General features: G+C 27.1%; 16 protein-coding genes. 1 reads left to right on the top strand and 15 read right to left on the bottom strand.

The features are described 5' to 3' along the window. Positions 1–31: 31 nt before the first annotated feature. Positions 32–1,402 carry an aldehyde dehydrogenase family protein gene (locus KQ44_RS05890; RefSeq protein ID WP_096736638.1) on the bottom strand — a complete coding sequence of 457 codons (1,371 nt, stop codon included), beginning with the start codon at positions 1,400–1,402 and terminating at the stop codon, positions 32–34. Between the two features lie 180 nt (positions 1,403–1,582). Between KQ44_RS05890 and KQ44_RS05885 the strand changes: the two genes are divergently transcribed. Then, positions 1,583–3,841: a transglycosylase SLT domain-containing protein gene (locus KQ44_RS05885; RefSeq protein ID WP_096736637.1), complete on the top strand. Its 2,259-nt coding sequence runs from the start codon at positions 1,583–1,585 to the stop codon at positions 3,839–3,841. A gap of 788 nt (positions 3,842–4,629) precedes the next feature. Here the strand turns inward: KQ44_RS05885 and fabF are convergent. From fabF to KQ44_RS05830, 14 genes are all read right to left on the bottom strand, one after another. Beyond that, positions 4,630–5,883 (bottom strand): beta-ketoacyl-ACP synthase II, encoded by a 1,254-nt coding sequence (gene fabF / locus KQ44_RS05880; RefSeq protein WP_096736636.1) that lies wholly within the window; start codon positions 5,881–5,883, stop codon positions 4,630–4,632. Between the two features lie 92 nt (positions 5,884–5,975). Next, complete coding sequence (gene acpP / locus KQ44_RS05875) at positions 5,976–6,212, bottom strand: acyl carrier protein (RefSeq protein ID WP_013115070.1); 237 nt, start codon at positions 6,210–6,212, stop codon at positions 5,976–5,978. 90 nt (positions 6,213–6,302) lie between these two features. Next, positions 6,303–7,052 (bottom strand): 3-oxoacyl-[acyl-carrier-protein] reductase, encoded by a 750-nt coding sequence (fabG, locus tag KQ44_RS05870; RefSeq protein WP_096736635.1) that lies wholly within the window; start codon positions 7,050–7,052, stop codon positions 6,303–6,305. Positions 7,053–7,526: 474 nt separating this feature from the next. Further along, positions 7,527–8,963, bottom strand: coding sequence for a phosphoglucosamine mutase (gene glmM / locus KQ44_RS05865; RefSeq protein ID WP_096736634.1), 1,437 nt, complete (start codon positions 8,961–8,963; stop codon positions 7,527–7,529). Between the two features lie 141 nt (positions 8,964–9,104). After that, complete coding sequence (locus KQ44_RS05860) at positions 9,105–10,289, bottom strand: cyclic nucleotide-binding domain-containing protein (protein ID WP_096736633.1); 1,185 nt, start codon at positions 10,287–10,289, stop codon at positions 9,105–9,107. Between the two features lie 71 nt (positions 10,290–10,360). Continuing rightward, the gene (locus tag KQ44_RS05855) at positions 10,361–10,930 is read right to left on the bottom strand and encodes a DNA-3-methyladenine glycosylase I (protein WP_096736632.1); all 570 of its coding nucleotides are present in this window, start codon (positions 10,928–10,930) and stop codon (positions 10,361–10,363) included. Between the two features lie 32 nt (positions 10,931–10,962). Continuing rightward, positions 10,963–11,460, bottom strand: a complete 498-nt coding sequence (locus tag KQ44_RS05850) for a hypothetical protein (protein ID WP_096736631.1) — start codon at positions 11,458–11,460, stop codon at positions 10,963–10,965. Between the two features lie 141 nt (positions 11,461–11,601). Then, positions 11,602–11,793 (bottom strand): hypothetical protein, encoded by a 192-nt coding sequence (locus KQ44_RS14895; protein ID WP_240516508.1) that lies wholly within the window; start codon positions 11,791–11,793, stop codon positions 11,602–11,604. Positions 11,794–11,900: 107 nt separating this feature from the next. After that, positions 11,901–12,035: a hypothetical protein gene (locus KQ44_RS15395; RefSeq protein ID WP_276307032.1), complete on the bottom strand. Its 135-nt coding sequence runs from the start codon at positions 12,033–12,035 to the stop codon at positions 11,901–11,903. Continuing rightward, a complete protein-coding gene (locus tag KQ44_RS14890; RefSeq protein WP_240516507.1) occupies positions 12,016–12,348 on the bottom strand; it encodes a hypothetical protein in 333 nt (110 codons plus the stop codon). The genes KQ44_RS15395 and KQ44_RS14890 overlap by 20 nt, the downstream gene beginning before the upstream one ends. Then, positions 12,341–12,595 carry a hypothetical protein gene (locus KQ44_RS05840; RefSeq protein WP_346426125.1) on the bottom strand — a complete coding sequence of 85 codons (255 nt, stop codon included), beginning with the start codon at positions 12,593–12,595 and terminating at the stop codon, positions 12,341–12,343. The genes KQ44_RS14890 and KQ44_RS05840 overlap by 8 nt, the downstream gene beginning before the upstream one ends. 55 nt (positions 12,596–12,650) lie before the next feature. Beyond that, positions 12,651–12,800: a glycoside hydrolase 100 family protein gene (locus tag KQ44_RS14885; RefSeq protein ID WP_240516505.1), complete on the bottom strand. Its 150-nt coding sequence runs from the start codon at positions 12,798–12,800 to the stop codon at positions 12,651–12,653. Positions 12,801–12,849: 49 nt separating this feature from the next. Then, positions 12,850–13,800, bottom strand: a complete 951-nt coding sequence (locus KQ44_RS05835; RefSeq protein WP_096736630.1) for a tetratricopeptide repeat protein — start codon at positions 13,798–13,800, stop codon at positions 12,850–12,852. Further along, entirely contained in the window at positions 13,790–14,632 is an 843-nt protein-coding gene (locus tag KQ44_RS05830; protein WP_096736629.1) for a hypothetical protein, read from the bottom strand. Before KQ44_RS05830 ends, KQ44_RS05835 begins: the two co-directional genes overlap by 11 nt. Between the last annotated feature and the right edge of the window lie 156 nt (positions 14,633–14,788).

The following is a 14,788-nucleotide window of genomic DNA, read 5'->3' as shown; positions in this document are numbered from 1 at the left end:
TGCAAGCCTTTTTTCTTATTATTAAATAAAATTATTTCTTTACCAAATTATATAATAAATTAACTTCCTTAATTTTTGTAGAATAAGGCGGATATTTTGTTTTTACTTCAAAACCATATCCTTTAGTTAAAACGGTTGTTTCTTTTGAAAAGCATTTAAAACTGTAATAACCATGATAATTACCCATTCCGCTGTTTCCAACTCCTCCAAATGGGGCATTAGAATTTAATATATGGCTTATAGTATCATTAACAGAGCAGCCTCCGTAACTTATCTTCTCTATAAAATAATAATTAAAATCAATATCTTCAGAGAATATATACATAGCAAGAGGATTAGGACATACTTTTTCTATTATATCTCTGGCTTCTTCTTTTGTTTTATAATAAAGTATTGGGAAAATGCTACCGAATATTTCATCTTTTATAATATTAGTTTCTAAGTTTTTTGGTTCTACTAATGTTATAGAAATAGACAAATTATTATCATCATATTCCCCGCCGTAAATAATTTTGCCGTCATTTAAATATGATTTTAATCTTTTATAGTGGTTTTCATTTATTATTCTGTGTAGCTTTTTTTCATCATTGAATAATTTTATTTCATCATTAAATGCTTTTAAAAATTTTTCTTTTAAGTCTTCTCTAATTAGTATATAGTCTGGGGATACGCAAGTTTGACCCGAGTTTATAAACTTGCCCCATATAATTCTTTTTACAGCCTTATTAAAATTATCTCCTTTTATATCATCAATTATAACAGGTGATTTTCCACCAAGCTCTAATGTTACAGGTGTAAGAAACTCTGAAGCGTTTGACATAATAATTTTTCCAACTCTTGGAGAACCTGTAAAAAATATTTTATCATATTCTATTTTGCTTACATTTTCTGGCGGTATACTTTTATCTACAACAGCAATATATTCTTCATCAAATGTATCTTTAATAGAATTATATATTACATCATAAACAGTAGGTGTTAATTGAGAAGGTGCTATTATAGCGGTATTGCCAGCTCCTATTGCACCTACAAGTGGAAGAAAAGTTAATTGTATTGGATAATTCCAAGGCGATATTATTAATGATACTCCAAATGGTTTATTTATTATAGTGGTTTTTGAATCTATAGTTACCATATTCCTTTTTGCATTTTTATTATGCATCCATTTTTTTAGATTTTTTATGAATGTTTTAATCTCTTCCATTACAAAAAATAATTCTGTACCTATAGCTTCAAATTCTGACTTCTGCATATCTTTATACAGAGCGTCTATAAAATCTCTTTCATATTTTATCAGCATTGATTGTAATTTTTTTAACTGTTTTATTCTAAAATCGTATGATAATGTTTTTGAACTTTTGAAAAATTGTTTTTGTTTATCTCTTAATTCTGTTAAATTCATTTTCCCTCCGTTTTTTGTTTAAATATATAAAAAATAATAAGAAAATTACATACTTTTTTATAAAATTTTAATTAAATATATAATCATTATGGTAAGTCAAAATGTAAAATTTGTTTGCAAAAAATGAAAAAAATAATAAAATAATAATTACTATATAAAAACTATTTTTGATGAGGTTCAATGAAAAATCAAATTCTTCATATATTTAATAAAAGAGTATTATTATTTGCCGTTTTTTTTGAAGCTATTATTATAATAATGACTTCTATGTTAGATGCTAAGGGAATATCGTTAAAAGAGAATATTATATCAAAAAACAAGATTAATTATGGAACTGCTTTAGAACTCTATAACAGAGAGAAATATTTAGAGGCTTATAATCAATTTACAAATATAATGAATACTCAAGAAGATTTGCTTATAAAAGATTATATTATATATTATGGGGCTAAAAGTGCATTATATACTAATATGTATAATGAAGCTATAGATTTGTATTCATTACTTATGAAAGAGTATCCGCGTTCATCTTTGTATCCTTATGCAGAACAGTATAAGGCATTGGCGGAGTTTTATAGAGATGATTATCCAGTGAGTAATTTTTTTAACAGTAAAGCACAGAAATGGATTAAAGAGTTTGTAGGTATTAGAGCATTAAGAGATACTGATGATACCAATAAGGCTAAGATGATAGCTTATGAGCTTTTAAGCAGATTTTTAAATAGAGAAGCTATTATATATTATAATAATAATTATGAAGAAGATATAATGTCATTTGATAATGATTTGAAATATAAAGTTTCTACTGAGCTTTATGAGGCTGGTTATAGAAAAGCATCTTTACAATATTTTGAATATTTTTATGATAATAATTTATATAAAGCAAATTCTACTTACTATATGGCAAGAATAAAACAGCAGGCAGGAGAGAGAGAAGATGCGGCAAAATTATTTGATGAGTATTTGTCAAATGCAAATAATAAAACTCATAGAAGATTAGGTATTTATTATTCTGCTGATAATTATAACAGATTAAAAAACTATGATAAATCGCTTGAACTTTATAATACTTTTTTGAAAGAATACCCAAGAGATGATTATGTGCCTAGAATATATAATAATTTTGTGAGTGTAAGTTTAAATAGAAATAATCTTGTTCAGGCAAAAACTTATTTAACAAATGTTATGACAAAATTTCCAAAAAGCTGGCAGACAGAACTTGCTTTAAAATCATATTTAAGAAAATCATTTAAGTTAAAAAACAAAACAGAAACTTATTTTGCAACTAAGGCTTTAGAAGATAGATATCCTAGTTTTAGGCATGATTTTGCTTTATCTTGGAATATGTGGACTGCTGAAGAGTTTGGAGATGATGAAAAAAGAGATGACTATATAATGAAAAGCCTTTTAAGCAGTAAAAGTCATTATTTTATTAAAGGGGCATTAAGTCTTGCAAGCGATGAGATGATTAGTAATGTAAAACTTAGCAATACTTATTATTTAAATGAAGCTAAAAAGTATTATGCTGACTCTAATTTTACTAAATCTATGGAGATGCTTGATAAAGTGCAGTTTTTAAATTATGCTGCTACAGGGAAGGAAGATAAAACTGAAAAAGAGGCTAGAAGTATAGCAAAAAATATACTTATGCAAAGCAGATTTGTAAAAGAGATGTATTCTAAAATGAGTGAGAATGATCTCTTTAATGAACTGTCTCTTCAAACTAGAAGAGAAATTAATAAGGCTATAGTGCTTTATTATTACGGAGATTATGACAATGCATATACAGAGTTTGATAAAGTATTCAAAAAAACTCAGGTAACATATCCATTATATTATTTTGCTGAGAAAATATTTATAAGTTCTGAAAATACAAAAAGGCTTATGCAGATATCAGCTAATATAGGTAAATATTTCGGATATCCATATTCAGATAATACTGACTTGCTTCCAGATGAGCTTAGAAGAAAAGTTTATCCTAGATATTTTGATGAGTATGTAGTACCAGAGGCTAAGTATTATAAGATAGAGCCTGCATTTGTATACGGAATAATGAGAGAGGAGAGTTTATTTGATCCTAAGGCTAGGTCTTGGGTTGGAGCTATGGGGCTTATGCAGCTTATGCCTACAACAGCCGCTGCTGAGAACAAAAAAGCAAGATACAGATATGATCCTTTAGATTTAACAGACCCTAAACAAAATATTAATTTGGGAGTTTCGCATTTGGGCTGGCTTTTCAGCAGTCAGAAAGCAAGCAATTATATACTTGTGGCAGCAAGCTATAATGCAGGTTCAGGACGCGGAAGAAGGTGGAAAGCTGAATACGGAACTAATAATATGTACCGTACAGGAAGATTTATTGATATAGAAGAAACTGAGTATTATGTAGAGCGTGTTATAAAGAGTTATGAGTTTTACAGTAAGTATTATAAGGATTAGTATTATAATATTTGTTATTTTGTTAAGTATTTAATAGTATGATATATTACATTTTTGTATATATTGATGTTATTATTAAATAATTTTAAATAATAATTAAAATTATTTTTAAGTATATAGCTAAACAACTATATTTTGTCAAATTTCAATTATTTAAAAATGTAATGATGACTTATAAATAGTATAAAGTATTATTTAGTATTAATAAAATAAGTTTAAAATGTATTATAATAACTATGTTTTGCTTAAAAAATGCATTCTTTTTGTCACCAAAAGAAGTGGGGATTCGGGGGCTAGCCTCAGAAAATATTAAAAACATGAAAAACAATTTTTGACAAACTTAAAAATTTTCAGTATATACTGTAATAATTTTATTTTATCAACTGATGCACTTTATATAGAATTATCGAGTTTTTTGATGCCCATGCTATTCGGACTTCGTAAAAGTTTTTATATTCGGATACGCTTCGCTAAAAATATAATTGGTAGAACTTTATATTTTTAAAATATGTATTTAATAATACATAAGATTCAGGTTACACCTTGCCTACTGCACGCAGAGCGAGGTTTATACTCCACGAGTGTACAGGTGTCATAAAAGAACTGGGACACAACTGTGAAACCCTGCAATATTTAAAATTAAAAAATTAATTTTTTACAAATTGTAATTATTTAAGTATATTCTCTATTTTAGAAGTTAAATTTATTTATGAATAAAATATTTATTTTTTACAAATAAAAAAGCCCTGTTTATATAAAACAGAGCTTATTATTTTTACGATTTTTTATTATATTTTTTTAAATACTATAGAAGCATTATGTCCGCCAAAACCGAAAGAATTACTTATGGCATATTCTATTTTGTAATCTTGAGCAGTATTAGCAACAACATCTAAATCACATTCAGAATCTTGTTCATCTACATTGATAGTAGGGTGAACTTTTCCTTCAATCATACTCATAATTGTAGCAATAGCTTCTATACCGCCTGCAGCACCCAAAGCATGACCTGTCATAGATTTAGTAGAGTTTATTTTTATTTTTTTAGCATGATCTTCGCCTAAAGCCTTTTTAATAGCTTTTATTTCAGCAATATCTCCTACAGGAGTAGAAGTACCATGAGTATTAACATAGCTGATTTTATCAGGTGAAATTTTAGCACTTTCTATAGCCAAAGACATAGCTCTTGCTCCCATAGCACCGTCTTCTAAAGGAGCAGTGATATGATTAGCATCAGCAGTAAAGCCGTAACCGCAAACTTCAGCAAGTATATTAGCATTTCTTTTTTTGGCATGTTCATATTCTTCAAGTATCAATATACCAGCACCTTCAGCAATAACAAATCCGTCTCTTCCTTTATCAAAAGGTCTTGATGCTTTTGAAGGCTCATCATTTCTAGTAGATAAAGCTCTGGCATTATTAAAACCAGCTATAGTAAGAGGATTGATAGTAGCTTCAGAACCGCCTACTACCATAATATCAGCTTCATTATCTTTTATATGTTTATATCCCAAACCTATAGAGTGGTTTGAAGAAGCACAGGCAGTAACAGTACTGTAGTTAGGTCCGTTCATTCCATATTCCATAGAAATAAGTCCTGGTGTCATATTAATTATCTGCATTGGTACAAAGAAAGGTGAAACTCTGCTAGGACCATCAGCAAGTATAACATTATGATTGGATAGAAGAGTAGTTATTCCGCCAATACCGCTGCCAAGAACACATCCTGCTCTTAGAGGATCAAAGCCTGTTTTAGGTTCTATACCAGCTTGTTTAAAAGCATGATAAGCTGCATATACTCCAAAGTTAATGAAAGGATCTAATCTCCTTAACATCTTTTTATCAGAATAATAATCGCCTTCTAATGGTAAAGCTTCAGCACCGATTTTAGTAATAAGCTGCTCTTTTTCTGGATCAAAATATTTGCTTAATGTTTTAATTCCAGAAACTCCATTAAGTAAGTTATTCCAAAAAGTTTTAACATCATTTCCTAAAGAACTTACTATTCCAAGTCCTGTTATTACAACTCTGCGTTCACTCATATATAAAACTCCTATGATTTACAATATATTAAAAAATTTCCCGTAAAAGATTTTAATATATATCTGTTTACGGGAAAAATATAATATATTAATTATTTTTTATGTTCTTCGATATATTTAGCAGCATCTGCTACATTTTTGATTTTTTCCTGATCTTCTTGAGGAATTTTGATGTCATAACGTTTTTCTAATTCCATGATTAATTCTACTAAATCAAGTGAATCAGCGTTTAAGTCATCTACAAAAGAAGCTGTATCAGTAATTTTGCTTTTGTCTGAGATGTTTAATTGATTAGCAACAACATCTTTAATTTCATCGATTAATGCCATTTTTTAATCTCCTTAATTTTTTATAATTTATAATAAAGTGCCTATTTTTATTAAGCACGTTATATACCTTTTCTATATTTTATTAAATAATTACATAGACATTCCGCCGTCAACAGCAATAACTTCCCCAGTAATATAGCTGCTCATATCTGATGATAAAAATAATACTAAGTTGGCAACATCTTCTGAAGTACCTAATCTTTTTAAAGGAGTTATACTCATAATTCCTTTAACAGTATCTTCAGGAAGTACATCTGTCATATCTGTTTGAATAAATCCCGGTGCTATAGCATTTACACATATATTTCTAGGAGCAAACTCTTTAGCCATAGACTTAGTAATACCAATAATACCAGCTTTAGCAGCAGCATAATTAACTTGTCCAGCATTACCCATTTTACCTATAACGCTTGATATATTAATTATTTTTCCTTTTCTAGCTCTTAGCATAGTTTTTGCAGCTTCTCTTGACATATAAAAAGCACCTGAAAGATTTGTTGATATTACATCATTCCAAGCACTATCGTCCATTTGTATAACAAGCATATCTTTAGTTATACCTGCATTATTTACAAGTATATCTATAGAGTTAAATTTTTCTATAGTTTTAGCTATTACTTCTTTGCAGGATTCGCTTGATTTTGCATCATGCTGTAATGCTAAAGTTTCTATATTATAAGATGATTTTAACTCTTCAGCGACCTGAGAAGCTTTATCAAGATTTGTAGCTGTAACTACTATATTAGCTCCTTCTTTGGCTAAGGCTTCAGCTATTTTTTTACCTATTCCTCTGCTGGAACCTGTTACTATAGCTGTTTTATTTTTAAGATTTAAGTCCATATTTATCCTTTTTATATGTATAAAAGATATATAATAAATATACGCCTATATTAAAACAAAATATGATAAATTTGTCAAGCAAAAATCATAACTTTAAAATGTTCGACTTTTTTGGTTTAAAAGTCGAAGTAGTTAATTTTTACTATTAAGATTTTATATAAATTGATAGTGTTTCACATTAGACTTGTTTCAAAACTACTTGACAAGATTATATATAAAAATTTAACAATTATAAAAATAATGTTTTACATGTTTTATAAACTATTATTTTGATATATTTTCACGACTGCGGGCTGTGCCTGCTTCTCGCCTGCCTACGGCACGCAGAGCGTACGGCAAAAGAAGTGAGGGTGTGGGAGCTAGTCCTACAATTATAAATAAAATTAGTTTTGAAACAAGTCTATTTATATTTGATAAAATAAAACAAGAGATAAATACATACTCTTGTTTTATTTATATATTAATTATTAAATATTATTTTTTAGTTTTTACTTCTTTTGGTTTATCCTCTTTTCTAGTTTTAGATGATTTAGATGTTTTATTTTCAGATGATTTTTTTAAAGTTTTTTCACCTTTTATCATGTCCATTGCTGCATTTATCAATTCTTTAGCCTCTTTTTTAGTTTTAGCTTCTGCAATGATACGCACAATAGGCTCTGTATTTGAAGAACGTACATGAAGCCAGCCTTCTTCCAAATCTATTTTTATTCCGTCAATAGCTGTTATTTTAGCTTTAGGGTACTCTTCTTTTACTTGTTTTAAGAAATTATCTTCATCAATTTTTGATACTTCTAATTTTTCTTTTACTATTTCATATTTAGGTATTTCATGAACTAGCTCTGTTATAGTTTTTCCTGTTTTAGCCATTAATTCTAATATTAATGCTATACCCAAAAGCGAATCTCTTCCCGGTGTTACAGCAGGAACTATTATTCCACCATTGCCTTCGCCTCCGAAGTATAATTTATTTTTTACAACATGAGAAGAAACATTTATTTCTCCTATCTTTGTACGGTCAACAGAATATCCTTTTTCTTTTGCCAAATCATCTATCATTCTTGAAGTAGATAAGTTTACCGCAGCATTTCCTTTTCCTACAAGCCATAAATATTTAGCACATAAAGCCAAAGTATACTCTTCGCTTATTATAGTGCCGTCATCAAGAACTATAGCAAGTCTGTCAGCATCTGGGTCTTGAGTAAATCCTATATTGACCTTATTTTTTTTCACTAACTCTGACAAACTCTTCATACTAGCAGCAGAAGGTTCAGCAACATGGGCAAATTTTCCTGTAAGCTCATTATTTATTGAAACTTCTTTTACTCCTAATTCTTTTAATAGTTGAGGGGTAGCAAATAAACCTGTACCATTGACATAATCGCATGCCGCTTTAAAATTAGCTTTTTTTATAGCATCAACATCTATAAATCTTATAATACGTTTTATATGCTCTTCTATAGCATTATCTATTTTTTCATATGTTCCTGTTTCTAATGCTTTAACAAATCTTGAAGATTTTTTCTCATAAAGTTTCATAAGTTCATTAACAGCTTTCTCATCTAAAAAATGTCCGCCTTTACCTATAAGTTTTAAAGCATTCCATTCTATAGGATTATGACTTGCAGATATCATTATACCGCCATGTATTTTTAGTTTTTCAACCATATATAATGCGGTAGGTGTAGGTGTTATTCCTATATCTATTACATTTATGCCTGATGCCATTAATGTAGAAGCAACAGCATTTAATATAGATTCTCCTGTTATTCTTGTATCTCTTGCTACCAAAACTTTTGCCTTTTTTGGGAATAGACATGCAAATGCCGAAGTATAATCTACTATAGTTCTTATATCTAAACCATCTCCTATTATTCCTCTTATTCCTGATATGCTTGTTTTTAATGTTGGCATTTAAAACTCCTGAAAAATTATATGACTATATTATAAAATAAGTATATATAAAAGTAAAATATTTTATTTTATAATTTTTATTGATATTTGATTACTTAGTTTGGCGTTCTATACTGAAGGTTGTGAATTACACTAATAATATTAAAAATACATCATGCTATGATGATGAGTACTGCTTAGTCTGTTAATACAGTTTCGGTATTCTATTATAAGGCTTTTCATATCCGTTATATTAATATACCCATCTGAAGATATTGATACGCCTCTTACTCTGTTTAATTCTCTTTCTATAAGTTTTACATCTTTTATATCTGTTAAAGTTTTTATATCATTTAATGTATATAGTAAATTTACAGAATTAACATCTTCTGTAAGTATTTCTGTTTTTAATATATAATAAAGTGTTATAAGAAGTTTTGATAATATATCATCTATAGTAAGAACCATTAGCTTTAATATGGTATTCCTTATTTTCACGCTTACCATTTTTATATAGTAAAGATTAAGTTCAGGGTCATGTTCTGACATATTTATTAATTCATTTCTTGTTACTTTTTTTACTGTAGTGTCTTCTAAAGCTATAGCACAAGTTGAAAGCGGAAGATACTGCAAAACTGGCTTGTATCCGTCTATCATAGTATTTTTTGAATAAATGGCTCTTGTAATTTGTTTAGAATTTATTATATTGTATATTCCAATTATTCCAGATTTTATAATATAAAGTGCATTAGTATATTCCAATTCTGTATATAAACAATATCCTTTTTTATAATAGTATACATTATCATCATTTTTTTGCGGTTCTTCTATTGGAGTTATTTCTGATAGTTTATCTTTTACATCATCAGCATTTTCTGGGAATAGTTTTGTATATTCGTTATATAGTTTGTATGCAATATGTTTAAATCCGTTTTTATTATAAACATCTGCCATATTCATTATTTCTTCTTTTGTTCTTATATGAGAAATTTCTTTATTTTTTGAAAGCTGCATATAATATCTTCCAAGCCAAGTTTCAAATGAAGCATCTAAATTTTCAGCTATTTTTATCATTAACTCTTCATTTTTTGTTTTGACAACTTCTTCTATATCCACTTCTATAGCTTCTACATCTTCCATTGCCTTTACATTAAAGAAATAGGGCTCATTTAATAAAATATTTACTAGTCCTAAAATGTCGCCTTGATTGAATTCTATATTATAGTTAAAAGTACCGTATGATATAGCTTTGCCTTTTGTTATTATATAAAATACATCTTTAGGTATTTGATCTTTAATGTAAATAATAGTTGATTTTTTAAAATGTATAGTATTATATCCGTGCATATGTTTTATCCGTAGTTATATTACTTTATTCTAATTTATTATCATTATTAGTCAATATTTAGTTTTTATTTTTATTTGTCATATTCAGTTTTTTTGTAAAAATCACAGTTTACCGAATGATCATTTACTATACCAATACCTTGCATATAGCTGTATATAATAATACTTCCCACAAATTTAAAGCCTCTTTTTGTCAAATCTTTACTTATAGTGTCAGATAATTCATTTCTTGCGGGAATAGCTGATTCATCATCTAATTTATTATCTATTTGTTTATTATTTGTAAAAGACCATATATATTTATCAAAACTTCCATACTCTTTTTGAACTTCTATAAATTTATTAGCATTTACTATAAGAGCATTAATTTTTCTTTTATTTCTTATTATGCCTTTATTATTTAATAGCTCTTCTATTTTTTTATCGTCATATTCAGCTATTTTTTTATAGTCAAAATTATCAAATGCCTTTCTCATATTCTCACGCTTATTTAATATGCATCTCCAGCTAAGGCCTGCCTGCATACCTTCTAATATAAGCATTTCAAATAATTTATTTTCATCATGGCATATTCTGCACCATTCTTCATTATGATATTTTATTTCTATATCTGTTTTAGCCCATTTGCAAATATTATTCATTTATTTTATATATCCTAATTTATTTTATTTGTTTATTCTATATTAATGCTGCATTCATCATTATCTATTTTTATGTTATACAATCCTTTTTTTAAAGCTGCAGAATAGTTATCCTTTTGACCAAATATATTTACTATTTTCTCTCCGTTATGCTCTATAACACACCAGTTTTTTATATCGTTTATATTAATAAAATATTCGTTACAGCTTTTACTTATTTCTATATTTTTATAAACATAAATATCATTATTATTATTATCATCTCCTCTTGATGCCATAGGAGATATTCTGCTGAAATAAAGCATATAATCTATTATACCGTCTTTTATATTGATAACTGATTTTTTCTTTGATTCTATAAACATATTTGAATCCTCTATATTTTCCATAATAAACAAATCATTTTTTAGGCTGCTTACTTTTCTCTGAAGCTCTTCATCTGTTTCAAGCATACTTAAAAAGTTATCAGAAACTTTTATTCCATTAACATAGTTTATGATTTCTTCTTCTGTATAATTCTTTTTATTCATATATTATTCCATTAAATTTTTAAAATTTTCTTTTAAATCAGATTTAATCTTATTAATTATTTTTGTAACTGTATTGCTTGTGATATTTAAAAGTTTTGCTATAAAACCATAAGGTACATTTATTTTATTTTGTGCAGCTTTTTATATAATCTTGTTTTTGCTTGCCAAATGCACAGTAAATATTCCCTTTTTATTATTTTCTTCTATCTTAGCATTAACTTTTGCTATTTTATCCTGCTGTTTTAATATTTCATTATATTTATTTATATATGTTGCTCTTGCTTTTTCTATTATAGAATATGCTTCTTCATAGTTTATATTAAAATACTTCATTAATGGAGATATAATAAGATTTATAAATAATTCGAGATTATGTATAAAGAATGCTATGGAATCTCTACTTTTAAACTCTTTTTCTATATAGTTAAATATATTTAAAGCTATTTTTCTATATTGCTGTCATCATTATAATTTTCAATATATTCATTTATAGAGTATGATTTTGTTTCATAAAGCACATCATGAAGAGTAATAGCCTCTCTTTCATATAATGATTTATATAATGGAGCGTCCATTGATATTTCTTTTTATTGTATTTTTCTTTCTTTTTTTGAAGTCCAAAAAATTAATGTAATGCGTTCTTAGGGTATATGTAAACCAAGTAATAAATTTAGCATTTGTTTCATTGTATTTAAGTATTATATTATCTATTCTTTCAATATAGTATGAGTAAAACTCCAAAGCCTTTTCATGATAAGCTCCGAAAACTTTTCTAGGGTAGTTATAAATATAGTTTGATAAATGTTCATTGATTTCTCTTAAAGCTATTATACTTTTTGTAGCTTTGTACTCAGAAATTTTCTTTTTCATAAACTCATCATCAATCATTGTCGTCCTCATACTTTAATATATTATAAAACATCTCTTTCATTTTTTCATCTTTGATATTTGCTTCTTTTATTATTTTATCCATCCATTCTTTATGTTCTTTAGTAGGTTCTTTATGTATATCAGATTTTTTATTTAAATTTTCTGATAGTTTATTGCTATTAATCTCTCCGATTCTTGTCTTTAATTCTGCTACTTCTATATTGGTTTCTTTTTTTATATTTTTGAATATGTTTGTTCTGTTCATAAATATTTCATTAGCCCATACGCTGTCTCTTACAGCTATAGTAAGAACGGCATTTCTAAAAAAATAGAGGATAGCATATTTTGGATAAAACTTCTCCCATAATATCATTCCATTTTTGAGATATTTTTATATAACTTGCTAAATTGATATTTTGATACAATTTATTATCAGAGTATTCTTCTAATGTATTTTTAATAGTGTGCATATACAATAATCCTAATGATATATAATACAATAATTTTTTATATAATCAATTAATTATTAGTATTATTTTGAATATTTGTTGATGATGTAGTATTGGTTGAAATATTATTTATATCATTTGTTATAATATTATTATTTGTGATTATAGAATTAGTTATTATATTATTGGTATTAAGGATTATATTGTTTGTATTTATTGCATTAGTATATATTTCGTTGGTATATATATTGTCCATTTCTATGGGTTTAACTTCAACATCTTCATCATAAGTGATATTGATATTTTTATTTGTAGATACAGTTTTATTTTCTGCTATTTCATTTATTTCATTGTCTGTTTCCGTATTTTTACCAGATATTCTGTTTATTATGCCTTTTACTCTAATTACAGAATCTCCTAAACCTCTGTAATTAGGATTTATTTTATATGCTTCCTCGTATACATTTAAAGCAGAACTAAAATTTCTGTCTCTTTCATAAGTAGCAGCGAGATTAACCATATAAACTACATTATTAGGGCTATATACAGTTGCTTTAAGAAAAGAAGATTCTGCCTGTTTATAATCTTCTACATATAAATATAAGAGCCCTAAAAAATTATTCATATAAGCATCATTAGGGTCTAAACTTATAGAATATCTTATAGATTCTATAGCCTTATTAGTATCCCCCAATTTATATAATGCATAACCTTTTTGGAAATGAAGTTTTGGTGAGAATCTATTAACTATTATTCCGCTTCTTGCTGCCCTAAGCATATTTGTATAATCTCTAAGATTCATATATGAATTGGCGAGATTTTCAAAGTATTCTATTTTTAATATAGGGGAGTTTTCTATTTCATATTCAAATAATTCGGCTGCTTTTTTATAGTTTTTAGCATTATAATAACGGTATGCATTAGATAAATTTTTTCTATTGTAAGTAAATACTTCATTAGTTTGAGGGTATAATGATAATGTAATAAAAAAAAGAGCTATTAGTACCTTATTAATGAGCATCTTTTTTGAAACTTTGAAGTCTGAAATCGTTTATCATAGCATTAGCATAAGCTATAGTAGCATCATACATTTCTTCTTTACTTTTTCCTTTAAAGAATTTGTATACTCTAGGAGACTGAACATTTAAATAGTCTGGAAGTACTATTTCTCCGTCATTGCTAGCTTTTAGTGCTATCGTTTTAATATTGTTCATTTTTTCAATAAATGCATGAAGGAAAAATCCAGATTCTTTAAGTATAAATTGTTCAGCTCTGCTTGAGTTATCTCCATTGTTTAAAGCATAAACATAATCAACAAATATCTGAGGAACTTTTGTTTCACCCACAGGTATAATAAACTTTTGGAATTGATTATCATAATCTTTGATAGCAGTTTCCACAACATAGTCGCTTGCAGGTCCGCAGCAGAAGAATCTAATAACAGAGAAACAGTTATATAATTCTTTAAAAGCACCATATAAATGTCTTATTTCATCATCAGCTTTAGGGTGAATATCTTCTAACGGGTATTTTTCTGTTGCACTTTTGAATTTTTCTATCATATTGTCAACTTTATTCATAAAAGAATTTTCTTTAGCTTTTTCTTCTTCTGCTTTTTTTCTTTGGCGTTCTAATTCTCTATCTCTTAATGTAGTTTTTATGTCTTCCAATATTTTTATTTCTACTATTAGAAAGTTTGATAAATCTTGTCTGTTTTGTAAAGCTTCTCTATATCTGTCATTAAAACTGTTTAGATTGTATATTTTATTACCATATTTTTCAGCACCTTGTTCATATTCTCTTCTTATTTTTGCCAAGGTGGTATTAATTTCTTTATCGCTTAAACTCGCCATTGCAGACTCCTTAAAAATATTTCTAATTTGTAAAATGTTATTACAATATATCGAAAACTATCATTAATAGATTATACAATTTTTTAAAAATAAATCCAGTATAAAAAAATATTATACTTTTTAATTAATAAGCAGTACACAAATTTATTATTATTT

The organism is Brachyspira sp. G79 (genome assembly GCF_002379365.1).
In the GTDB taxonomy this organism is placed as follows: Bacteria; Spirochaetota; Brachyspiria; order Brachyspirales; family Brachyspiraceae; genus Brachyspira.
This window is presented reverse-complemented; position numbering and strand designations above follow the sequence as displayed.